This is a genomic window from Chitinophaga sp. sic0106, from assembly GCF_019219075.1.
In the GTDB taxonomy this organism is placed as follows: Bacteria; Bacteroidota; Bacteroidia; order Chitinophagales; family Chitinophagaceae; genus Chitinophaga.
On sequence record NZ_JAHUWJ010000001.1, the window covers coordinates 203676 to 227602 of the forward strand.

Below are 23927 nucleotides of genomic sequence, written 5' to 3' on the forward strand. Positions count from 1 at the left end.
ATCGTTTAACCGTAAACGTTACATCCGGCCATTTCATCAGAGGCCGGTAAATGCTCGTTTGCGGCCCATTGGGGAGTTGTCCTTTCAAAAATATGATCTTTGTATTGTACTACGATCGCGTCTAATACCTCTTCTATTTCAGCTTGCGACTTTAAAGTTACTAATTGTTGTCTGAATTCTTTGATGTGAGGTAACCCTTTGAGATAATTTGTGTAATGGCGGCGCATTTCGAGGATGCCAACGATATCACCTTTCCAGGCTACAGATTGTTCCAGGTGTCTTTTACAAACCTGTACTCTTTCCAAAACAGATGGAAGGGGTAAATGTTCGCCGGTTTGCATAAAATGCTTTATCTCGCGGAAAATCCATGGATACCCGATGGCGGCGCGTCCGATCATAACGCCGTCCACGCCGTATTTGGCGCGTGCAGCAATTACTTGTTCCGGCGTGCATATGTCACCGTTACCAAATATAGGAATGTTGATGCGCGGGTTATTTTTAACTTTTCCGATGAGGGTCCAGTCGGCGTGGCCTTTGTACATCTGTACGCGGGTACGGCCGTGGATGGTGAGGGCTTTAATGCCTACGTCCTGCAGGCGTTCTGCTACCTCTTCAATATTTTTGGTGTTATCGTCCCAGCCGAGGCGGGTTTTCACGGTTACCGGCAGCCTGGTTGCTTTTACTACGGCAGCGGTGAGCTTCACCATTTTGGGAATATCTTTGAGGATACCGGCGCCGGCACCTTTGCAGGTCACCTTTTTCACGGGGCAGCCGAAGTTGATGTCCAGCAGATCCGGATTGGTAGCCTCTACAATTTGTGCGGCCATTGCCAATGGTTCTTCATCACCACCGAAGATCTGGATGCCCACCGGGCGCTCGTATTCGAAAATGTCCAGTTTCTTACGGCTCTTGATAGCGTCGCGGATGAGGCCTTCGGAAGAAATGAATTCCGTGTACATGAGATCTGCCCCGCCATCCTTGCATACTGCACGAAAAGGCGGATCGCTCACATCTTCCATGGGCGCCAGCAAAAGGGGAAATTCTCCCAGTTCTATATTTCCTATCTTCACCATAAAGTAAGAACCACGGCCAACAAGGCACCAGGTATTATTGTATTAACTTATATATTTTTGCTAAATGCAGCGCAGTAGTTTGTGATACTGTTGCTGCAATGCTTAATTTCACGCTGTAAATTTACGCATTTTAATACAGTATTTAATTATGAGAGGCTACCTTAAGCAGCACCCTCCTTTACTACAGTTCATCACCATTCTCGGCTTTTATGCAGGCTCCATAGGGGTTTTCCTGCTGCTGACGGCCCTGGTCACTCCTAAACTTACCGGCTATACGGCGTATGATATATCCGTGGGAGTGCTTACTGATCCTAAGTTTCTGCGGATGCAGCAATGGTTACAGTTTTTCTACTCAACTTTAACATATCTTTTACCAGCGGCCATCTTTGCCTATCTCTGGCATCCGGAGCCAATGCGCTACCTGGGCCTGAGAACCAAGGCCTCCTGGATACAGGTCATACTCACCATTGTGCTGTTCTACTGCTGCCTGCCTTTTGTGGGCGTGCTGGCAGAATGGAACCTGCACTGGGACCTGCCGAAGGCAGCCCTTGAGGCGCAGCAGCGCAATGAACAAATGACAAAGGCATTGCTGCAGATGCCCACCATCACGGACCTGGTAATGAACCTGGTCCTCATGGCCATCGTACCGGCCATTGCGGAAGAAGTATTCTTCAGAGGCGTGTTTCAACGGATTTTCATCAACCTCACCCGCTTACGATGGACAGGCGTACTGGTAACAGCGATCATTTTTGCGGCCATGCACTTTGAAATGCAGGCGGTATTACCTCGTATAGCCCTTGGGTTTATCCTCGGCACCATTTTCCTGGTAACGGGCAACCTCTGGCTGGCCATCCTGGCCCACCTGATCAATAACGGCATGCTCGTGATCCAGTACTACCTTTTCCAGCACGGCTATACTAAAACCGACCCGGCCGTAGAGCAGGGGGTAACCTGGTACCTGGGCGTGGCCAGCGCTTTAGTAACAGTAGGGCTGATATGGGCACTGATGAAGCGTTCGCCGGAACCGCTGGAAGTGGAGCAGGCCGACACACAACGCTAAACGGCAGAAAAATAGTAACTTAACTTACTAACAAAATAACTGTAACATGGAAAAAGGCTGGACTAAAGTATTCGCAAGCGACCGACCATACGAAACAGAAATCGTGAAAGGCATGTTGATCGAAAACGGGATTGACGCGGTTATTCTCAACAAACAATCTTCCTCTTATACCTTTACCATCCCTGGTCAGGTAGAGCTGTACGTGCCCGATGAGCAGGCAGAAACGGCAAATTCACTGGTTTCACAGCACAATAATCTGCCTACAGGAGATCCGTATGAGCTGGATGAAGAGGAAGGTAACAAGGCGGAAGACCATGAATAAAGAGCCCGGTCTGGCATTTGCTCAAATTTTTGCAGACTTTTGCGGCTCTAAAATCAACTAACAGCAATTTCGATAATGAAAACATTTTTTACCCGCACCGCGTCAGCACTGGTTTTTGTAGCAGTGATGCTGGGTGGTATCCTGTGGAGTCCCTTTACTTTTTTCCTGCTGTTTTTCCTGGTGAACTTCTTCGCCCTGCAGGAATATTTCAAACTGATCAGGCTGATCGATGCTGATTTTGCCAATACCTCCGGTTTGCACCGCTATGGCGTTTCCATTGCCAGTTGCGCCATTATGCTGGCTTTTACCGGTAGTAATTTTATTTTGGGAGACATAAATGCCGGCTTTATCGGATGGTGGCTCGCCATTATCTTTCTGATGGTACTCCCGTTAGGCGAAATCCTGTTCAGCAAAGATTTTTCTCTGAAAAATATCGGCTACTCCGCCCTGGGACTGCTGTATGTTACGATTCCATTCAGTCTGCTGGTAAATATCCGCCTGAATGCGATTGATATACACTACACCGCCGACCAGGTGGGCACCGCCCCCGGCTGGCTGATTCCTTTGCTGCTGATCATTTTCATCTGGATCAATGATACCATGGCCTACATCGTAGGTTCACTGATTGGCCGTACCCCGTTTGCACCGGCCATCTCCCCTAAAAAAACCATAGAAGGTACACTGGGAGGGATGATCCTGGCAGTAGCCGCCGCCGGCGTATACGGGCATTTCTGGGGTAGCAGCTACCTTGCCTTACAGCACTGGCTGGTACTGGCAGGGATCGCCGCCGTGTTTGGAACCATTGGCGACCTCATCGAGTCCAAACTCAAGCGCATGGCGGGCGTAAAGGATTCCGGCAACATCATGCCCGGCCACGGTGGGTTCCTCGACCGGTTCGATTCCATGCTCCTGGCAGCACCCTTTGCCTGGATCTATGTACAGTCATTTATGCTGTAAAACAGAAATTCGTATGCTGAATTTTTTGAATTGAACTAACTTTGCTCTGCGATTAAACCAATAAACCGACAAACAAATAGAAAACAATGAAGATCCATCGTGAAGGATTTGCTACCATTTCCCTTGTGTTCCTGGTACTGTTAGTTATTAACGGAGCAGTATTTTACTGGTTCGACTCACCAGCGCTCACCTGGAGCCTCCTGGCCATTTCCGTCGTATTTTTCCTGTTCATCGTATCCTTTTTCAGGTTACCTACCAGAAAAAATACTGAAGGCGATAACCTGGTGGTGTCCCCATGCGATGGTAAAGTAGTGGTGATTGAGGAAGTATACGAGCCTGAATATTTCAAAGACAAACGCCTGCAGGTATCCGTTTTCATGAGCCCTGCCAACGTTCACGTAAATAGAAATCCTATCAGCGGTGCCGTTAAACTCTCCCAATACCACCCTGGTAAATACCTGGTGGCATGGCATCCGAAGTCTTCCACTGAAAATGAAAGACATTCTGTGGTAATCGGCAACGGCAAAACCGATATCCTGATCCGCCAGATCGCCGGTGCCCTGGCACGTCGTATCGTAAACTATCTCAAACCAGGTATGCAGGTAAGCCAGAACGAAGAAATGGGCTTCATTAAATTTGGGTCAAGGGTGGATCTTTACTTACCTTTAGGAACAGAAGTCACCGTACAACTGGAACAGGTTGTAAAAGGCGGCCAAACAGTAATTGCAAAAATCTAATCGGGCTATGAAAAAGTTATTTACACTGGCTATCGCCTCCCTGCTCCTTGCAGGTACCGCATTTGCGCAAGACAATACTAAGAAAGCTCCTGCAAAGGAAGCCAAAACAGCACAAAAGGAGGACCCCTCCTGTCAAAGCAAAGGAACGGCGAAAAGCTGTTGTAAACAACCTTCCAAAACCGCTGCTATGCGTGTGAAGGCAGGAAAAAAGACTACTAAATAAGCCATTACCATATTAGCTCCCAAAGGGAGTAAAACGAAAAAAGAATCGCTGGTAGCGATTCTTTTTTCGTTTAGCATCCAGGCGTACTTTCTCTAAAGAATATCCATTATCTCAGCCAGTGAATTCACCGTATAAGTAGGCGTGAAGTCCACCGGAGGCTTTGCCGGGTTAAAATAGATCTGATCCATTCCTACACCGTGCGCTCCTTTAATATCGAGTTCCATCGCATCGCCCACCATAATACTCTCCGGGGCCGACGTTACCGCCCTGGCCATGGCAAAATCGAAAATTTCGCGGTACGGCTTGAGGCTACCAGCCAGTTCGGAGGTGATGATATGTGTAAAATATTTATCTATCCCTGAATTTTTCATCTTCAGCAATTGCGTCTCCTCAAACCCATTGGTGATCATATGCATAGGATAATTTTTGCCCGCCAGGTAGTCCAGCACCTCCACCGTGTGCGGGAAGAGCCTTTTTTTAGTTGGCAAAATTTCCAGGAACTGGTCAGACAGCGCTGCATTCAGCTTTTCATCACCGATTTTAAAAGCCAGCAAAGTCATGTTAAATCGTTTATACCGAAGCTCCTTACGGTTGATAAAGCCTTTTCTGAAGCGGTCCCAGAGGCGTTCGTTAATGTCGACATAAGCAACGGAAAACTCCTGAAATGATGGCACCCCTCTACTTTCCAAAGCATGCTGCTCGTACAATTCAAGCAGTGTTTCCTGTTCGTTGGTTTCAAAGTCCCAGAGTGTATGATCCAGGTCAAAGAAAAGATGTTTATATTTCATGATCGCGCAAAGTTACGAAATACAATTTTTACTATTTTACCGCCTTAATACAGGACATAACCATGAATGCAGTAATAACCGGCGCCAGTAAGGGTATTGGCAGGGCAGTAGCTGAAAGATTAGCTAAAGAAGGATTTAATGTAGCCATATGTGCCCGCCATTCCGCGGCCCTAGCAGATGCTAAAGCCGGTATACAGGCTCAGAACAGCGCAGTAACCGTGCTGGCAGAGCAGGTGGATATGGGCGATAAAGCCCAGGTGCTGCGTTTTGCCGAAACCGTTAAAAATACCTTTGGTCATGTGGATATCCTGGTTAATAATGCCGGCATATTTACCCCAGGCGCCCTGTACGAAGAAGCCGAAGGCCTCCTCGAACAGCTGATGGCGGTAAACCTGTATAGCGCTTACCACCTCACCAGGGCATTGCTGCCGGAAATGATGCATCACCGTAACGGACATATTTTTAATCTCTGCTCGGTGGCCAGCCATAAAGCCTACGCCAATGGCGGCTCCTATAGCATTACCAAACACGCATTGCTGGGCTTTAGCCGCAACCTGCGTGAAGAAATGAAACCTTACGGCGTAAGGGTGACCAGTATCAGCCCCGGCGCTACCCTCACCGCCTCCTGGGATGGCTTTGAAGCGCCGCCCGACAGAATGATGCCTCCTGAAGATATCGCCACTGTTGTGTGGACGGCCTATACCCTCGCAAAGCAAACGGTAGTCGAAGACATCGTACTACGGCCAGTTTTAGGAGATATTTAACAATCACATATTCATAATTTTTTAACTAACTTTTAACGGCGCTTCTACCGCATCCATGGCGGGTTAGGTTAAATTTGTTGACGTAATTATGATGGTCAGATTTAGTATGAGAAAGTTTCTTTTCTCCTTATTGTTTTTAGTAGGGCTGGTGAACTGCGCATTTGCGCAGGATTTCCGCTTTACTACCACTGTGAGCAGTAATCCTGTAGCGCTGGACGAGCCATTTCAGATTCAATTCATGATAGAGAACGGGGTGAATGTAACCAGCTTTAACCCGCCTGATTTCAAAGATTTTGACTTGCTGCAAGGCCCTAGTCAAAGTATGGGTCAGTCCATCATGAACGGTCGCAGATCCGAATACATCGCGCTTATATACGTACTCCAGGCTAAACGTGTGGGCAGTTTTACCATTGCCGGCGCGCAGGCCAGGGTAAACGGGAATGTGGTGAAATCCAATCCCGTACTGATTGAAGTGCGCAGAGGCGCCAGCGCCTCCCAGCAACAGGCACCGCAACAACCACCTTCCGCCGGAGGCTATGGCCCACGTGGTGGCCGCGATGAATCGGTAGACGGTGTGCTGAAGAAAGGGGAGAACATCAACGAAAAACTCCGCAAGAACATATTTGTGAAAGTAGATGTGGATAAAACCAATCTCTACGAGGGCGACCAGCTTACGGCCACGTATAAACTGTATACCCGCCTGCCCACCAATTCCAGTGTAACAAAAGTACCGGCCTTCAAAGGCTTTTCTGCAAAAGATATAGAACTTCCCAACCCGCCGCAGGCCACCGAAGAAATGGTGAATGGCCAGCTGTTTAAGGTGTTTACCATCCGTAAAACACTGCTGTTCCCGCTACAATCCGGCAACCTGGAACTGGAACCCGTGGAAGTGGATAACCAGGTGCGCCTGGTAAAGCTGGTGCAAAACAAGCGCCGGGGCAAAGATCCGTTCGATGAATTCTTTAACGATCCTTCCTTCAGAGATCCTTTCTTTGACGATTTCTTTAATCGCCCTGATGTAGAGTATGAAGATGTACCATACAAGACCCAGTGTAACCCGGTAAAGATTACCGTAAAACCATTGCCGGTAGATGGCCGCCCTACCAGCTTCAATGGCGCAGTAGGCCGCTTCAACATGACTGCTGAGGTAAATAAGAGCAAGCTTTCCACCGACGAAGCGCTCACCCTCAAAGTGACGATCAGCGGCCAGGGTAACGTAAACCTGCTCAATAATCCTAAAATAGATGTTACCTCCGGATTTGAGGCTTATGATCCGAAAGTAACCGACAATATTGAAAAGAACAGTAATCCACTGTCCGGCAGCCGTACCTTTGAGTTTGTACTCATGCCTACAGAAGCCGGGGAACATGTGATTCCTCCGGTGGAGTTCTCCTACTTCGATCCTTCCGCGAACGCGTATAAAACGATAAAATCTGCATCTTTCCCTATTAATATCACACAAGGAAAAAAAGTTAAATCCGAAAAGCAGGATTACAGCGTAGGTAGAAATGAGCTGGTTGGCATTGAGTCCGGCATTATGCCATGGGTGAAAAAACATACCTGGTTTGTAAGCAGCGTCTGGTTCTACCTACTGCTGCTGATACCGGTGCTGATCTATGCTGGCGCAGTATTCTACAAACGCCGCAAGGATTATAACACCACCAATGCAGCTGTGCTTAAACACCGCTTTGCAAACAAGGTAGCACTCAAACGCCTGGAACTGGCCGCCCGTTACCTCAAAGAAGGGAAGGACAAGGCTTTCTACGAAGAAACCTCCAGGGCCGTATGGGGCTATTTAAGCCATAAGCTCAAAATACCATTTGCTGACCTTAGCAAGCAACTGGTACAGGAGAAACTGACTGCCCGTAGTATCAATGGCAGCAATACTTCTGAGCTGTTTGAGCTGATAGACAATTGTGAGGTTGCATTGTATGCCCCCGGCCAGGATAACCGCCGGATGCAGGGCACGTATGAAAAAGCTGTCAGCATCATTACCAACCTGGAAGACGCACTGAAGAATTAATTTTTAACCACCAGGCAAATGTTCTATTGCAGAATGTTCAAATCGATTTTCCTGGCAGCAGGCCTCCTGATGATGGCCTGCTTCACACCGGCCATTGCACAGGACGTGAATCCACAAGTACGCTTTGACGAAGCCAATAACCTCTATCGCCAAAGCAAGTTTACGGAAGCAGCCAATATCTATCAGCAACTAATAGATGCCGGCTACACCGCGCGCCCTTTGTACCTCAATGCAGGCAATGCATGGTATAAGGCTGGCAAAACGGGGCAGGCAGTCTATAACTATGAAAAAGCCCTGCAACTTTCGCCGGAAGATGCTGCCATCAAACATAATCTGAGTGTGGCCAATCAAAAGGTAAACGGTTATGTGGGGGATCTCCCGCTGGTATTTTTCCAGCGCTGGTGGCTCCAGCTGCAACACCTCCACAGCTCCAACGGCTGGGCGGTGGGCGCGGTCATTTTCATATGGATACTCATCGCATCTCTTATTATAAACTCCCAGATTCCGGGCCTCCACAACAAATATCTCCAATGGGCCAACTACCTGTTCGGCGTGCTGTTTTTGGTGTACCTGCTAATGGCGATAGACACCTACAGCATTGCCAATAACCACAACAGTGGTATTGTGCTGACAGGCACCGTCAAAGTAAAAGCCGCGCCGGATGATAACAGCAAAGAGCTGTTTGAACTCCATGAAGGCATGAAAGTGAAACTGGTGGATGCTACCAGCGAATACTGCAAGGTAGAGCTCAACGACGGCAAAAACGGCTGGGTGTCCTGCGCTGCCATCAAGCGTTTGTAATCATTACATTTTCTCTATCCGTAACAGGAAGTCCTGCTTTTTCTGGCGGGAAACGGGGACTCTGTGCCCGTCGCACATGATAATTTCACCGCCATCGCCTTTGATGTATTTATCCATAAAGGAGAGGTTGACGAGGAAGCTGTTATGCACGCGAAAGAAGGCTTTATCTTCCAGAACTTCTTCCATTTCCTTCATGGTGCGGGTTACGGGAAAAGGCTTTTCTTGTGAACGCAGGTAAACATTGGTATTGGCGCCGTTGGATTCGCAATAGAGGATATCATGGGCAATCACCATGCGCAGGCCTTCTGTGGTGGGCAGTGCCAGTCGCTCCGACTGTTTTATATGCTGCTGCAGCATTTCCACGAGGTTATCCACCTTTTTGGTAACCGGTTGCCCTGTGCGTTCGGTGGCCTTTATCACTGCTTCTTTTAGTTCTGCGGCATCTATTGGTTTAAGGAGATAATCAAGTGCGCTGTGCCGTATGGCCTGGACCGCATAGTGGTCGTACGCGGTGGTAAAGATCACAGCGAAGGAGCCGCGTTTAGTGGCTTCCAGTACCTGGAATCCGTCCAGTCCGGGCATTTCAATATCAAGAAACAGCAACTGAGGGTCGTACATTGCAATTGCGTCCAGGGCGGCTTCGCCATTATTGCATGTAGCCATTACCGTTATGTCCGGGCAGTTTTTTTCAAGAAGAATACGAAGTACGTCTCGGCTGTGCTTCTCGTCGTCCACAATGATGGCGCGCATGAAGGTAGAAATAGTTGATAGATGGTATAAAAACAAAGAGAGGGTGAAATACCTCTGTTTGACAATGAAAAATTACGCTTTTTTTTGCTGCTGTACAAGCATTCAGCCTGTTAGCTCCTGTCGGGCGGGGTTGTGCTCCATGCTGATGACGAGCCGGTTTCCGCAGGGGTGGCTGGCACTGTCGAGGATGGGCTGGGCAGAAATGCTGGCTTTCATATGGTAACGCTCACTCATGAGGTACAGGCGTTCGGAGGCGATATCGATGCCATTGGCGAGTCGCGCAGCGGTATCATCCAGCAGGGAAGCGGTGGGGTTACCGTTGTCTTCAACTTTAATGTAAAGCCTTTCGCCCTTAAGCCCGATGATGATATCCAGCTGTCCACCGCTTTTCTGCGGGCGTACCAGCAGCCGGTGCCAGATGGCATATTGCACATAGGGTTGTATAATCAGAGGAGGAATAAGTGTGTGCATGGGTTCTACTTCCGGCTCCAGCACCAGGCGGTAGGTAAACTGCTGCTCAAACCGCAGTTGTTCCAGCTGAAGGTAGAGTTCCAGGGCGTCGAGGTCTTCCTGGAGAGTAATCCATTCTTTCTTAAAATTTCCCATCATGAGCCGCATCAGTTTCGAAAAGCGGGTGAGGTAGAGGGAGGCCATATCTGTGCTGGTGGCCAGAATATAATGGTGAATAGCATTCAGGCTGTTGAAGATAAAGTGCGGGTCCAGCTGTGCCTGGAAGGCATTGAGTTCCAGGTTGATCATGGCCTGCTGCCGGTGCAGCGCTTCTTTGGCGGCACGGCGTATTCTTTTCTCTCTTATGAAGAAAAAAAGCAGGATCGTAATGAGGCTAACCACGAAGAATACCCAGTACGGCCAGACTGCAGCAAAAACCAATGCTAAAGTTATATATGCCACGATAATTAAATATCGTGTAAATCACTGCTAGGAGAAAGTGTCATTTTGTACAAGGCAGAAAATAACAGGAAAGCGGCGAGATTTGGAGGAAATTTGGTGTTTGGCTATTTAGCTTGTGTTTCGAGGGGGCCAGAAGCCTGGCCAAAACGCAAAAAGAGAAAGGGCGGGTGGCTCTTTCTCTTTTTGCGTTGGCTACAAAGCATCTAATGCTTTGCTATGTAATGAATTATGCTTCAGTGAATTTATAACCTACTCCACGTACTGAATGGAAGTATTTGGAGTTGCGGCTGTCTTCTTCAAAGTATTTCCTGAAGTTGAGGATAAAGTTATCGATGGTACGGGTGGTAGGGTATACGTTATATCCCCAGACTACCTGCAGGATTTTTTCGCGGGTAACAACTTCTCCTTTGTTTTCGATGAGGAGTTTGAGCAGCATGGCTTCTTTTTTACTGAGCTCATAGTGCTTACCATCTTTGCCGATACATTCCTGTGCGGCGAAGTCGATGGTGTTATTACCGAAGCGGTATACGTTTGGTACGCTGTCTTTATCCTGGATTTTTTTATTTTTTACGATCAGTTTCTCTACACGCAGCAGCAGTTCTTCGAGGTTGAAGGGCTTGGTCATGTAGTCGTCCCCACCTTTTTTAAGGCCCAGTACTCTGTCGGCACTGCTATTTTTGGCGCTGAGGAACAGGATGGGTACTTCGTTGTTCTGGATGCGGATATTTTCGCACACAGCGATGCCGTCCATTTCTGGCAGCATGATATCGAGTATGATCAGGTCAAAATATTCATTTTTGACTGCTTTGAGGGCAGCGGTCCCATTGTCAACGGCAGTAACTTCATAGCCTTCCAGCTCCAGGTTCAGCTTAAGCGCCTCCTGGAGATTTTCTTCGTCTTCAACCAGTAGTATTGATGCTTTTGTAGCTTCCTTCATGTGTTAATATTTGATTGTAAGTCAAATGATGGATTAAAGGCTGTCATTTAATCCGGTTTAAATTTACGCCGTTTGTATGGAATAATCAGCCCATGTTATTTCAAAGCAGGCGCCGGTAGGTTTATTATTGCGCACTTGTATGAAACCGTTGTGTTGTTCTACAATTTTAGCTGTCAGGAACAGTCCGAGACCGGAGCCTTTGGCTTTGCGGGTATTTTCATTGCCTACGCGGTAAAACTTGAGGAAGATTCTTTCTTTTTCTTCGTCAGGGATACCAGGACCTTCATCCACTACCTGTAGTTTGAGCTGATGATTGGATTCGAACAGTTTTACCTGGATAGCGGTGTTTTTGGGTGCATATTTGGCAGCGTTTTCCACCAGGTTGCTCAGTACGATGTGCAGCATCAGCTTGTCACCTTCCATCCATACCCCTGGCAAAATGCTTGCCTGAATATTGTGAGTGCCAATTCGTCCGCCAATTTCTTTAATATCTGACTCCATCAGCTGGGAAACGTTGAGGGGTTCTTTAAACAGCTGATAGCGGTGGGTTTCCAGTTGCGCTGCCAGCAGGATGTTGTTACATAGCTGGTCGAGGCGATTGGTTTCCCGGATGGTATTATCGATAAGCCGCGTTCTTTTTTCTTCGTCGAGGCTGCTGTGCCGGCGTATAGTCTCCAGGTTTAGCTTGGCAGCAGCGATGGGTGATTTAAGTTCATGCGTCACTGCCATCATAAAGTTTTGCTGCTGGCGGCTCAGTTTCATGTACTTCCAGATGGCGCGGTATACGAATCCGGCGCCTACCAGTAATATGCCGAGGAAGGTGAGGCCTTCGCCGAGATATTTGATGAAGCGCATTTTTTCGTCTTTTTCGATACGCTGAAGTTCCAGCTGGAATTCCACTGGTTTTTGCAGGCTATCGATGCGGAGGGCGAGGTTTTGCACTTCAAAACCGGTGATCTGGTGGCTTTGGCGCAAGAGGAGTATTCCCCACCATACCAGTGCAGCAACTGTATAGAACAGTACTAAAAAGTAAAGGAAGGATACTGATTTTCCTTCCTGCATTTTATTATAAATTTTTTTCATCAAGGCCGTTTACCGGCTTTCTCTATCCGCAAACCAACATTCATTACATGGGGAAGCGGATTTTGCCGCATGTTTTGTTCAAAAGTGATTTTATAGGTGCCTGGTTTACTGAAAATAGCATTTTGCTGAATAGGCACTCTATGCTCAAATATATCATCGATACCGCTGCCGAGCCATTTTCCGGAAGGATCTGCCAGTGGCAGTTCCACGCGTTGCCGGGCAGGGATGCTGTCACCCGGGTATTGTGTACCTACCATGATCCAGAGGTTACTGTAAGGGTAGGGGGCCGAGTGGCGTACGTTTACGTATATGTTGTACAGCCAGGCAGTATCTTCCGGTTCCAGTTTAACTTCGAACGCTGGTTTATAGTCGTAGGTCCAGTCATGCCCCGGGATTTCCAGGTTTTTTTCGTAGACGTCCAGTTTAGGCGGCTTGCAGGCTGCAGCCAGTATTAAAAGGCCTGCGGTTACCAGGAGTAGTCTCTTCATAAGGTTTACGCCTTGCTATAAAACGTTTAATACTTGTTCTTTGGCTTTTTCCAGTTCGTCTTTCATCAGCACTACCCATTGCTGTATACCGGCGTCATTGGCTTTGGAGCCGGTGGTATTGATTTCCCTGCCTACTTCCTGCAGCACGAAGCCGAGTTTTTTACCTTTGGCAGGATCTGCTTCTTTCAAAATTTCTTTGAAATAACGGCAATGGTTTTCCAGACGGGAGAGTTCTTCGGAGATATCGAGTTTTTCCAAATAGAAGATAAGTTCCTGCTCCAGTCTGTTGCTGTCTACATTTTCTTTTCCTACATGTTCGGCGAGCAGGCCTTCGAGGCGCTGGCGGATACGATCCTTACGGAGCGGGTCCAGCTCTTTCACCTTGCCCATATAGGTTTCGATATTTTCAATACGCTGAATCAGGTCGGCTTCCAGCATGATGCCTTCGTCCTGACGGTGCAAATCCAGGTCCTGCAAGGCAGCCTGTAATACTTCTTCCACATCTCTCCATTCTCCCTCGGTGATTTGCTCCGTGGCAGGGGTTACTACCTCGGGCAGTTTCATGAGGATGTTGAGCATGTCGCCCTGCGGCAGTTCCAGCTGGTTAGCCAGCATAGTGATGGACTGGTAGTAGTACTTCGCCAGGTCGGTGTTGATCACCACAGGCCTTGTAGCGCCATTCTGACGTACGTTGACGGTAGCATCCAGCGTTCCACGCTGCAGCACCTGCTGCATCTGGGAGCGGATATCAAACTCATAGGGTTTCAGCAAAGGAGAAAATTTCAGATTCACCTCAAACTGTTTTCCATTGAGCGATTTGATCTCCACCACAATAGTTGTTTCGCCTCTTGTGCTCTCCGCCCTTCCGAAGCCAGTCATTGATTTCAGCATAATAGAAATTTGTAGGCAACAAACCTAGTTAAATAAGACCAGAAAGCCAAAAAGCATCACAGCAGTTTTAGCTTCCGGTAAACCTCTTCACGGCTTAATTCCACCATATCCCCGGCGTTCATACCGGCAATCGTTAGCCCTTCCATTCTATAACGTACAAGCCTCAACGTAGGAAAGCCTACAGCTGCCGTCATTTTTCTTACCTGCCTGTTCTTTCCCTCATGCAACGTCATCCGCAGCCAGGGAGCAGGAATACTCTTACGAAAACGGATCGGTGGATTTCGTGGTGGTAAAACAGGTTCCTCTTCAAAAATTTCAGCTTTGCATTTTCTCGTGAGGTACATTTTACCATCCACATTTATTTGTACTCCCTGCGCCAGTTTCCTGGCTGCCTCTTCCGTTACGGCACCGTCCACCTGCACCCAATACTCTCTTTCGTGCTGGTATTTAGGAGATAACAACCGGTGATTCAATGCTTTATCGTTCGTAAGCAATAATAGCCCCTCACTGTCATAATCAAGGCGCCCCACAGGATATACATCTGAAGGTACTTTAAAGAAATCTGCCAGACAAGCCTTATTACCTTCGGGAGTAAACCGGGTCAGTACTTCGTATGGTTTATAAATTACATAATAATGAAGCGCCACAACTGCTTTTGCTTTGGTTAAGGAGCCGTAAATTAGTACATTTGCACAATTCATTATGAGTATACCGTTAAATCCATCATGCCAAAACTGTAAAGACCGCTTCTCGTCTATATTCTGCAAAGCGGACCAAAACAATCTTGAACAGATTGATGCGGCAAAGGTGTGCTCATCCTATAAAAAAGGTCAGGTTATTTTCCACGAAGGCGCCTACCCATTCGGCGTTTACTGTATCAACGACGGTAAGATCAAACTGTCGCACAGTGGCGACGATGGCCGCGAACAAATCGTACGCCTCGTTAAAGCCGGTGATATCATGGGTTACAAAGCACTGCTCAGTAACGAACGCTACACCGCCACCGCTACCGCCCTGGAAGATTCCTCCATCTGCTTTATTCCTAAAGACCTGTTTCTCAACATACTGCAATCAGATGCGTCCCTCTCTTTTGAGATGATGCGCATCCTGTCCAGCGAGCTGCGCAAAGCAGAACTCAAAATCACCCACCTGGCCCAGAAGCCGGTACGCGAACGCCTCGCCGAAACACTGCTGTTTATTAAGGAAACCTACGGCCTCGAAGAAGATGGTCATACCCTCAGCGTACGACTCTCCCGCGAAGAAATTGCTAACCTCGTTGGCACTGCCACCGAATCCGCTATCCGACTCCTCTCCGAATTCAAAAAAGATGGTATGATCGAACTGGAAGGTAAAAAAATCCGCCTGCTCGACATGCCGGAGATTATCCGCACCGCGAACCTGCACGACTAATCCTGATAAAAATCATTTTTCAGCTTGACACAAGTCATTGGATGCCCCTCCGGCTCCCGGTAAATTTGTTGCATCAAAAATACATCCGTACTGATGCTGCCTTTTGCCATTATAAACTTTCATGAACTATGCCCCGCAGAACTATGCGAGGTCACTGTCCATAAATTTCATACGCCGGTAGAACAAACCGCCGACCAGGTGATATCCTACTTTCTGCACGACCTGCAGGATGACAGAAAAGCACCGGCAGCAGCAAATATCCAACATCTCCTGTTTTCCCGTTTGCAGGCTGAAATATTCCAGGTTATCCGCAAGGAAAGCACCATACTCTTTCCCGTAATAGAAAAAGCCAGCGAAAACAAGGAAGATCCCCGATGCATACAACCCACCACTTACCAAACCATCCGGTCCTCTTACCAGAAAATAACCCTGCTGCTGCAAAAGCTGCGTCAGGTAACCGGCAACTATCAGCTGCAGCCCACCTGGAGCAACGCTTATAAAATCTGTATAGGCGATATGTACGTACTGGAACAACTCGTACACCAATGGATGTACGTGACCCAGAACATACTGTATCCCGCCGTTACCAAACCCGGTACCATACTGATTCAGCAGGACGATTTGCCTCACTCTTCAAGCATTGACTGATGTCCGATACCATGCAAACACAGGTCGCCTGCTTCCACTGCGGCGAAGAATGCCACAACAACCCGGTGATGATGGCAGAAAAAATTTTTTGCTGCGAAGGTTGTAAACTCGTGTATGAGATACTGCACCAGAACAACCTCTGCGAATATTATGACCTGAACGCTCAGCCTGGCGTTAACCAGCGAATGCAGGTAAGGAGAGATAAATTTGCTTTTCTGGAAGATGAAAAGGTACAGCAACACCTTATCCAGTTCAAAGATGAAGAGCAGGTACACGTTACTTTCTACCTGCCCCAAATCCACTGCAGCAGCTGCCTTTGGCTGCTGGAAAATCTGCATAAGCTGAACCATGGTGTACAACGTGTAACCGTTAACTTTAGTAAAAAAGAAGCTCGTATCATTTACGGGATTAAAACTACCAGCCTTCGCGCCGTAGCGGAAGTGCTGACATCCATCGGTTACGAACCTTACATCTCCCTGAATGATATGAAGGAGAAAAAACCAAAGGTGCAACGTAAACTGGTGTACCAGCTGGGCGTAGCCGGATTTTGCTTTGGTAATATTATGCTGCTTAGTTTTCCGGAATATTTTTCCGGTTCCGGGCATACAGATGTGGCCATGAACCGGATGTTTCAGTACATGAACCTGGCACTGTCCCTGCCTGTATTCTTTTACAGCGCACAGGCATTTTATAAATCCGCCTGGGGTGGCCTTAAACACGGCTTCCTCAATATCGACGTCCCTATAGTGCTGGCAATCGTAGTAACATTTATCCGCAGCTTAACAGAAGTGGCCGCCGGCAACTCCGGCTATTTCGATTCCATGACGGGCATCGTATTCTTCATGCTCATCGGTCGCATTTTACAGGAAAAAACTTACCAGGGATTATCATTTGATCGCGACTATACGTCCTATTTTCCCATAGCCGTTTCCGTTATAAAGGAAGGCACTCCCGTACCTACTACTTTGCCGGATATCCACACCAACGACACCCTGCTGATTCATCACCAGGAGCTGATTCCGGCTGACGGCATTATTTCCCGCGGCGAAGCGTTAATTGATTACAGCTTTGTTACCGGCGAGGCTGCGCCAGTGAAAAAGTCCGTCGGGGAAATCGTGTACGCCGGGGGCAGGCAGATGGGTGGCAACATTGAAGTACTCACCATTAAAGAGGTAGCACAGAGCTACCTCACCAGCCTCTGGAACCGTGACGAACTGCAAAAGAAAAATGACAGCAGCACTTCGTTTGTACACCTGCTCAGCCAGTATTTTACCTGGGTGGTACTCCTCATTGCAGTAGTAACAGCAGCTGTGTGGGCCGTAAATGATCCGGCACGTATATGGCCATCAGTAACGGCTATTTTAATTATCGCCTGCCCCTGCGCTTTACTGCTGGCCTCCTCATTTACCAACGGCCATATTTTACGTATTCTCTCCAGGCACAAGCTGTACCTGCGCAACGCGCAATCCATTGAAAATCTGGCGAATACCACGCATATCGTTTTTGATAAAACCGGTACGCTTACCGGCAAGTCAGGCACGGAGGTACGCTACTTTGGCAGTACCCTCAGCCCCATTCAGGAAATGATGATCAGCAGTCTGGCGGCTCATTCCACCCATCCGTTAAGCAACGCTATTAATAATTACTGTGGCAACAGCAGCAGTTATACAGTACGCGAGTTTAAAGAATCCGAAGGCAATGGCATCTCCGGATGGATAGAAAACCAATACATCCGCATGGGCAGTGCCGAATTTGTAGGCATTCAACCAAAAGAAAATCACGACGGCAGCATTGTTTATGTAGGAATAAATGAAAAGCCGGTAGGATTATTTACTGTCCGCAACGGCTACCGCCCAGGCATACGCAGCATGCTGGAAAATATCCGCAACTATTACAACCTATCCGTGCTTTCCGGCGATAATACACGGGAGGCAGCCAGCTTACGCATACTCATGGGAAACAGTGCCACACTGCATTTTGAGCAAAAGCCGGCGGACAAGCTCGACTATATTATTCAATTACAGCAGCACGGTGAAAAAGTGCTGATGATAGGGGATGGCCTCAATGATGCCGGCGCACTGCGGCAAAGTGATATTGGCATCTCCGTAGCAGAAAGCACCAACAATTTTACACCCGCCAGCGACGGCATTATTGAAGCACAGCAACTCAAAATGTTACCGGCGTTTATACGTTTATGTAAGGCCAACAAGCACATTGTTATCATCAGCTTTATTATGTCGCTCGCCTATAATATTACCGGACTCTATTTTGCGGTACAAGGCATATTATCCCCACTGGTAGCGGCTATCCTGATGCCGGCCAGCTCTATCAGCATTATTCTGCTTACTTACAGTATGAGTGAAATCTATGGCAAAAGACTTTCTGATAAAAATCATGTTTGAGATTGAGCAATATCATTGTACTACCTCCCCACCAAAATTACCTTTGCTAACGACACGAAACATATACATAGTAATAACTCCAAAGCGCTAGTATTAATGCCCGTAGTTGAAATGGGCCCCGCAAACAACCGTTTGCGGGGCAACGGGTAACCCTTGTCGCTTCGGAAGCTTACTATCACCAAACTACTGTTGCTATGGGCGTCATCATACTCTTACTGGGAGCGAGTCTTACCGTCGCCCTCGGATTTTTGGCCGCGTTTATCTGGTCTGTGAAGCACGGCCAGTTTGAAGATGATTTTTCTCCCGCACACCGTATCCTGTTTGAAGAAAAAAACACTAACAACAACGACTAAACGTAATTCCGCATCTCAATCCATCATACTTATGTCTTTAGAACGTTTCTACTACGACAACCGAACGGTCAAATGGTTTGCCTACGCCTGTGTATTCTGGGGCCTTATAGGCATGCTGGCCGGGCTGTGGGCTGCCACAGAGCTGGTTATTCCAGACCTTAACCTCGGTTATGCTCCCACCACTTTTGGTCGTTTGCGCCCGGTACACACCAACGCTGTTGTATTTGCTTTTGTGGGTAACGGTATTTTTATGGGTGTTTACTACTCGCTGCAGCGGTTGTGTAAAGCCAGGATGTACAGCGACCTGCTGAGTAAAATTCACTTCTGGGGCTGGCAGGCCATCATTGCCGGTGGTGCGCTCACCTTATTCCTCGGTTACACTACAGGTAAAGAATATGCCGAACTGGAATGGCCTTTTGATATCGCTATTACCCTTATCTGGGTGGTGTTTGGGGCCAACATGCTGGGTACTATTCTGAAACGCCGCGAAGCACATCTCTACGTTGCGATCTGGTTCTATATAGGTACATGGGTGGCCATTGCAATGCTGCATATTATCAACTCCTTCGAGTATCCGATCGCGTTATTTAAAAGCTACAGCTGGTATGCAGGTGTGCAGGACGCACTGGTACAGTGGTGGTATGGTCACAATGCCGTGGCTTTCTTCCTTACCACGCCTTACCTGGGACTGATGTACTACTTTGTACCTAAAGCCGCCAACAGGCCGGTATATTCCTACCGCTGGTCTATCATACACTTCTGGTCACTGATCTTTATTTATATCTGGGCGGGACCTCACCACCTGTTATATACTGCATTACCGGAATGGGCACAGTCACTCGGTACCGTTTTCTCTATCATGCTGATTGCACCATCATGGGGTGGTATGCTGAATGGTTTACTTACCCTTCGTGGAGCATGGGATAGGGTTAGGGAAGATGCTATCCTTAAGTTTTTTGTAGTGGCCCTTACCTGCTATGGTATGGCTACATTCGAAGGGCCTATGTTATCCCTGAAAAATGTGAATGCGATCAGCCACTATACCGACTGGACCATTGCACACGTACACGTAGGTGCACTGGGCTGGAACGGATTCCTCACCTTCGGTATCCTGTACTGGATGATCCCAAGAATATTTTCTACGCAGTTATACAGTCGCAAATGGGCTAACACACATTTCTGGCTGGGCACACTCGGTATTATCTTCTATGCTATTCCGCTCTACTGGGCTGCATTTACCCAGAGCATGATGTGGAAACAGTTTACCGAAGAGGGTACTTTAAAATACCAGTTCCTGGAAACAGTAAGCGCTATCCTTCCTATGTATGCACTGCGCGCAGTAGGTGGCCTGTTTTATGTGAGTGGTGTGATCCTGATGATGGTGAACCTGACCAAAACAATCCGTCGCGGAAACTTTGTGGCCAACGAAGCCACCGAAGCCGCACCGTTACCGAAAGAAATTACCACACATGGAAAATCACACTGGCACAACTGGATCGAACGCCGGCCGGTGCAAATGGTAGTATTCAGTCTGATAGTAGTAGGTATTGGTGGCCTGCTCGAAATGGTGCCTACCTTCCTCGTAAAAAGTAACATTCCCACCATCACCAGCGTGAAACCTTATACCCCCCTGGAATTGCATGGACGCGATATTTATCTGAGAGAAGGTTGCTATACCTGTCACTCCCAGATGATCCGCCCATTCCGCGATGAAGTAGCGCGCTACGGGGAGTATTCCAAAGCAGGTGAGTTTGTGTACGACCATCCGTTCCAATGGGGTTCCAAACGCACAGGTCCGGACCTGGCACGCCTGGGTGGTAAGTATCCTGACTCCTGGCATTTCAACCACATGCTGGACCCTACTTCTATGTCGCCCGGCTCTATCATGCCAGCCTATCCATGGTTGTTTGAGGACCGCATCGACAAGAGCAAAACGCCAGCCATGATCAACGTAATGCGTAAGCTGGGCGTACCATACCCGAATGGTTATGAAACCAAAGCCAACGCAGATCTGGAGGCACAGGCAAATGGTATAGTTGTCAATCTGAAAAATGATAAGCTGCCGGTTGGCAAGGATCGGGAGATCGTAGCGCTGATCGCTTATCTGCAGCGCCTTGGCAAAGACATCAAAGATGCGCCTAAGCCAAAGGCTACTGCTACCACTGAATCCACTGACTTTTAAAACCAGTAATCATGAAATTCATCAACTATCTGCAATCCATCACCGGGGTAAGCATTTACCCGCTTGCATCCCTGTTGATATTCTCCATTTTCTTTGTGGCAGCGGCCTTTCTGGCATTCAGCTCCGACAAGAGAATGATGGATCATGTAAGTCGTATTCCACTGGACAAAGAAGAAAATTAATCACCATCATGAACTTCAGACCACTCATTATATTTACGGCCGGTACGCTTATGAGCGTGCCGGCACTGGCCAACGGAAAGCCGCAACCTTCCGAGCTTGCTGATCCGGTAGCGCTGGTGCTGCTGATCATTGCCGGCTTCCTGCTGATAGCGATCGCAGTACTCGGCAATGCAGTGATAGGCGCCATGGACATCTTCCGGGAAAGAATGAAAAAAGATGCAGGCAAAGCCATGATCACCATTGGCGTGATATTACTGGCTATGTCCGGTGCTTTACAGGCACATGCTGCCGACGCCCTGGTGGAAGCACCTACCAGCGGACTACTGTCCAAATCCTCCCTGTGGACACTCGTTACCGTAATCCTTTTGGAAATCCTCGTAATCCTTAGCCTGCTTTATACACTGAAGCACCTCGTAGGCATTCAGCGCAAGCGTAAACCTAAGAAAGCGCCCGTGCCGGGCAAGCCACGGGTGAACTGGTTTGAGAAGCTCAATAATACCAGAACCCTGGATGAAGCCTCTGAAGCCGAGCAGGACATGGGACATGAGTACGATGGTATCCGGGAGCTGAATAATCCTACTCCGCCATGGTGGAACTGGGCGTTCTATTTCTGTATCGCCTTTGGGGTGGTGTACCTATGGAGAGGGTATGTATCCGGCACCGCACCTACCCAGCTCGAAGAGCTGGCCATGGCCGAACAGGAGGCCGCTGCCGCCAAAGCCGAGTTCCTGAAAAATGCTGCCAATAACGTAGACGAAAATACGGTCACTTTACTCACTTCCGCTGATGAGCTGGCAGGTGGCCAAAAGCTGTTTGTGAGCAGCTGCGCACCATGCCATGGGCCACAGGGCCAGGGCGTGGTAGGACCTAACCTTACCGACGAATACTGGCTGCACGGCGGGAAAATAAACGAGGTGTTTAAAACCATTAAATACGGTGTTCCTGAAAAGGGGATGAAAGCCTGGCAGGAAGACTTTTCCCCAAGGCAGATAGCAATGCTGGCCAGCTACATCGAATCTATCCAGGGCTCCAATCCTCCTAATCCGAAAGCACCACAAGGCGAAAAAGCACAGTAGCAGATGGAAGACAGTACGACATTCAGAGATAGCATAGCCACAGTTGATAAACAAGGAAAACGCAAGTGGATTTTTGCGAAACAGCCCGAAGGCCGTTTCTATAACATCCGCACTTTACTCAGCATTTTCTATTTCATTGCATTTTTCAGCCTGCCGTTTATTTCCATAAATGGCAGGCCCTTGTTTATGCTCAACGTGCTGGAAGGAAAGTTCATCCTCTTCGGCGTCATTTTCTGGCCGCAGGATTTCTTCATCTTCGGGCTCGCCATGCTGGCTTTTATATTGTTCATTGTACTTTTTACCATGGCCTTCGGGCGCCTGTTCTGCGGTTGGGCATGCCCGCAAACCATTTTCATGGAAATGATGTTCCGCAGAATAGAGTATTGGATAGAAGGCAGCGCCGCCAAACAACAGCAGCTCGCCAAAGCACCATGGAATACTGAGAAGATCCTCCGCAAATCCGCGAAGCATATGGTATTCTATGCCATCTCTTTCATTATTGCCAACATTTTCCTGGCTTATATCATTGGTGCCAAAGCACTGGGAAAAATAATTACCGGCCCTTTCGCAGCACATACAGGCGGCTTTGTGGCCATCCTGGTGTTCTCTGGCGTGTTTTACGGCGTATATGCGTTCCTGCGGGAGCAGGTATGCACCATTATATGCCCGTACGGACGCCTGCAAGGCGTTTTGCTGGATAAAAACTCGGTAGTGGTAGCCTACGACTACAACAGGGGAGAACCCCGCAGTAAATACACCAAAAACGGGAATCATGATAAGGGCGACTGTATTGATTGCATGCAGTGCGTAAGGGTTTGTCCAACGGGGATAGATATACGAAACGGTACACAGATGGAATGTGTTAGTTGTACCGCCTGTATTGATGCCTGTGATTTTATGATGGAGAAAACAGGGCGTCCCCGTGGACTTATCCGTTATGCCTCTGAAAACGGCATTGCCCAAAAAGAGCCACTGCACTTTACACCGCGCATGAAAGTATACAGCACCCTCCTGGTGCTCATACTTTGCGCCATCAGCTTTATGCCTGGCAGCCGTAAGCCGGTAACGGGCACCATTATCCGCACCGCCGGCATGCTGTACCAGGAACGAGGCACCGACAGTATCTCCAACCTCTATCGCATTAAACTTATTAACAAAACCTCTGTGGAAATACCACTCCATCTCCAGCTGGAAAATGAGTCCGGCAAAATAGAAATGATTGGAAAAGAAAATATAGCCGTAAAAGAGGAAGGACAGGGAGAAGGGACATTCTTTATCGTGCTGCCCCGTACGGAAGTGCATGGCAGGAAATCGAAGATCAAAGTGGGGCTTTATCAACAGCAGCAAAAAATAGCCACTATTACCACCACGTTTTCAGGACCAATGGAGTAATAGCTAATATACACAATTTCAATTATTTATCATGAACTGGGGACATAGCATCATTATCGTTTTTGTGTTGTTTGCCGTAGGCATCCTCACACTGGTGACCAAAAGTATGCGTACTAAAATCGACATGGTCACCAAAGATTACTACAGCGAAGAACTGAAATACCAGGAAGTAATCGAAGGCCGTAACAATGCCGGTAGTCTTTCGTCTCTCGTAAAAATCACCCAGCCCGCAGCGGAGGTAACCATTCAGGTGCCGCAGGAGTTAGTGGGCACACGGCTGACAGGTACGGTAAATTTTTACAGACCTTCCGATGCCGGCAAGGATTTTAGTGTGCCGCTACAGCCTGACGGCACTGGCACTCAGGTAGTTGGGAGAGAAAAATTTATCCGTGGTAATTACCGCGTAAAGGTGAGCTGGGAAATGAATAGCAAGCCTTATTACCACGAACAGGTTTTACACATCAATTAATCGC

General features: G+C 48.0%; 26 protein-coding genes. 17 read left to right on the forward strand and 9 right to left on the reverse strand.

What is annotated here, in order from left to right; genetic code table 11:
• Positions 1–5 precede the first annotated feature (5 nt).
• A complete protein-coding gene (gene dusB / locus KW844_RS00805; protein WP_218374810.1) occupies positions 6–1073 on the reverse strand; it encodes a tRNA dihydrouridine synthase DusB in 1068 nt (355 codons plus the stop codon).
• Positions 1074–1221: 148 nt separating this feature from the next.
• Between dusB and KW844_RS00810 the strand changes: the two genes are divergently transcribed.
• The 5 genes from KW844_RS00810 to KW844_RS00830 all read left to right on the forward strand — a co-directional run bounded on the left by KW844_RS00810 (position 1222) and on the right by KW844_RS00830 (position 4372).
• Complete coding sequence (locus KW844_RS00810) at positions 1222–2133, forward strand: CPBP family intramembrane glutamic endopeptidase (protein WP_218374811.1); 912 nt, start codon at positions 1222–1224, stop codon at positions 2131–2133.
• A gap of 46 nt (positions 2134–2179) precedes the next feature.
• Complete coding sequence (locus tag KW844_RS00815; RefSeq protein WP_218374812.1) at positions 2180–2455, forward strand: DUF2007 domain-containing protein; 276 nt, start codon at positions 2180–2182, stop codon at positions 2453–2455.
• Positions 2456–2530: 75 nt separating this feature from the next.
• Positions 2531–3412, forward strand: coding sequence for a phosphatidate cytidylyltransferase (locus tag KW844_RS00820; RefSeq protein WP_218374813.1), 882 nt, complete (start codon positions 2531–2533; stop codon positions 3410–3412).
• An 86-nt stretch (positions 3413–3498) separates the two neighbouring features.
• A complete protein-coding gene (locus tag KW844_RS00825) occupies positions 3499–4149 on the forward strand; it encodes a phosphatidylserine decarboxylase family protein (RefSeq protein WP_218374814.1) in 651 nt (216 codons plus the stop codon).
• Between the two features lie 7 nt (positions 4150–4156).
• Complete coding sequence (locus KW844_RS00830) at positions 4157–4372, forward strand: hypothetical protein (protein ID WP_218374815.1); 216 nt, start codon at positions 4157–4159, stop codon at positions 4370–4372.
• A gap of 92 nt (positions 4373–4464) precedes the next feature.
• Here the strand turns inward: KW844_RS00830 and KW844_RS00835 are convergent, their stop codons facing one another.
• Positions 4465–5160: a YjjG family noncanonical pyrimidine nucleotidase gene (locus KW844_RS00835; protein WP_218374816.1), complete on the reverse strand. Its 696-nt coding sequence runs from the start codon at positions 5158–5160 to the stop codon at positions 4465–4467.
• Positions 5161–5222: 62 nt separating this feature from the next.
• Here KW844_RS00835 and KW844_RS00840 point away from each other — a divergent pair, with 62 nt between their 5' ends.
• From KW844_RS00840 to KW844_RS00850, 3 genes are all read left to right on the forward strand, one after another.
• Positions 5223–5924 (forward strand): SDR family oxidoreductase, encoded by a 702-nt coding sequence (locus KW844_RS00840; protein WP_218374817.1) that lies wholly within the window; start codon positions 5223–5225, stop codon positions 5922–5924.
• Positions 5925–6030: 106 nt separating this feature from the next.
• On the forward strand, positions 6031–7947 hold the full coding sequence (locus KW844_RS00845; protein ID WP_218374818.1) for a BatD family protein: 1917 nt from the start codon (positions 6031–6033) through the stop codon (positions 7945–7947).
• Between the two features lie 33 nt (positions 7948–7980).
• Positions 7981–8748: a tetratricopeptide repeat protein gene (locus tag KW844_RS00850; RefSeq protein ID WP_218374819.1), complete on the forward strand. Its 768-nt coding sequence runs from the start codon at positions 7981–7983 to the stop codon at positions 8746–8748.
• A gap of 3 nt (positions 8749–8751) precedes the next feature.
• On the opposite strand, the gene KW844_RS00855 is transcribed toward KW844_RS00850, so the two are convergent.
• From KW844_RS00855 to KW844_RS00885, 7 genes are all read right to left on the reverse strand, one after another.
• The gene (locus KW844_RS00855) at positions 8752–9498 is read right to left on the reverse strand and encodes a LytTR family DNA-binding domain-containing protein (protein WP_218374820.1); all 747 of its coding nucleotides are present in this window, start codon (positions 9496–9498) and stop codon (positions 8752–8754) included.
• A gap of 102 nt (positions 9499–9600) precedes the next feature.
• On the reverse strand, positions 9601–10410 hold the full coding sequence (locus KW844_RS00860; protein ID WP_218374821.1) for a histidine kinase: 810 nt from the start codon (positions 10408–10410) through the stop codon (positions 9601–9603).
• A gap of 226 nt (positions 10411–10636) precedes the next feature.
• Positions 10637–11347: a response regulator transcription factor gene (locus tag KW844_RS00865; protein WP_073082445.1), complete on the reverse strand. Its 711-nt coding sequence runs from the start codon at positions 11345–11347 to the stop codon at positions 10637–10639.
• A 63-nt stretch (positions 11348–11410) separates the two neighbouring features.
• Entirely contained in the window at positions 11411–12430 is a 1020-nt protein-coding gene (locus tag KW844_RS00870) for a sensor histidine kinase KdpD (RefSeq protein ID WP_218374822.1), read from the reverse strand.
• Entirely contained in the window at positions 12430–12918 is a 489-nt protein-coding gene (locus KW844_RS00875; RefSeq protein ID WP_218374823.1) for a gliding motility lipoprotein GldH, read from the reverse strand. The genes KW844_RS00870 and KW844_RS00875 overlap by 1 nt, the downstream gene beginning before the upstream one ends.
• Before the next feature lie 15 nt (positions 12919–12933).
• A complete protein-coding gene (locus KW844_RS00880) occupies positions 12934–13809 on the reverse strand; it encodes a YicC/YloC family endoribonuclease (RefSeq protein ID WP_218374824.1) in 876 nt (291 codons plus the stop codon).
• A 56-nt stretch (positions 13810–13865) separates the two neighbouring features.
• Positions 13866–14510, reverse strand: a complete 645-nt coding sequence (locus tag KW844_RS00885) for a pseudouridine synthase (protein WP_255578089.1) — start codon at positions 14508–14510, stop codon at positions 13866–13868.
• 1 nt (position 14511) lies between these two features.
• Between KW844_RS00885 and KW844_RS00890 the strand changes: the two genes are divergently transcribed.
• The 9 genes from KW844_RS00890 (at position 14512) to KW844_RS00930 (ending at position 23923) form a co-directional block, all read left to right on the forward strand.
• Entirely contained in the window at positions 14512–15219 is a 708-nt protein-coding gene (locus tag KW844_RS00890) for a Crp/Fnr family transcriptional regulator (RefSeq protein ID WP_218374825.1), read from the forward strand.
• Positions 15220–15312: 93 nt separating this feature from the next.
• Entirely contained in the window at positions 15313–15867 is a 555-nt protein-coding gene (locus KW844_RS00895; protein WP_218374826.1) for a hypothetical protein, read from the forward strand.
• Entirely contained in the window at positions 15867–18269 is a 2403-nt protein-coding gene (locus KW844_RS00900) for a heavy metal translocating P-type ATPase metal-binding domain-containing protein (protein ID WP_218374827.1), read from the forward strand. Before KW844_RS00895 ends, KW844_RS00900 begins: the two co-directional genes overlap by 1 nt.
• Positions 18270–18463: 194 nt before the next feature.
• Entirely contained in the window at positions 18464–18622 is a 159-nt protein-coding gene (gene ccoS, locus KW844_RS00905) for a cbb3-type cytochrome oxidase assembly protein CcoS (protein WP_218374828.1), read from the forward strand.
• A gap of 31 nt (positions 18623–18653) precedes the next feature.
• Positions 18654–20804, forward strand: coding sequence for a cytochrome-c oxidase, cbb3-type subunit I (gene ccoN / locus KW844_RS00910; protein WP_218374829.1), 2151 nt, complete (start codon positions 18654–18656; stop codon positions 20802–20804).
• Between the two features lie 11 nt (positions 20805–20815).
• Positions 20816–20986 (forward strand): CcoQ/FixQ family Cbb3-type cytochrome c oxidase assembly chaperone, encoded by a 171-nt coding sequence (locus tag KW844_RS00915; protein WP_218374830.1) that lies wholly within the window; start codon positions 20816–20818, stop codon positions 20984–20986.
• 8 nt (positions 20987–20994) lie between these two features.
• The gene (locus KW844_RS00920; RefSeq protein WP_218374831.1) at positions 20995–22062 is read left to right on the forward strand and encodes a cbb3-type cytochrome c oxidase N-terminal domain-containing protein; all 1068 of its coding nucleotides are present in this window, start codon (positions 20995–20997) and stop codon (positions 22060–22062) included.
• A gap of 3 nt (positions 22063–22065) precedes the next feature.
• Positions 22066–23454 (forward strand): cytochrome c oxidase accessory protein CcoG, encoded by a 1389-nt coding sequence (gene ccoG, locus KW844_RS00925; protein WP_218374832.1) that lies wholly within the window; start codon positions 22066–22068, stop codon positions 23452–23454.
• Positions 23455–23485: 31 nt separating this feature from the next.
• A complete protein-coding gene (locus KW844_RS00930; RefSeq protein ID WP_218374833.1) occupies positions 23486–23923 on the forward strand; it encodes a FixH family protein in 438 nt (145 codons plus the stop codon).
• Positions 23924–23927: the final 4 nt, after the last annotated feature.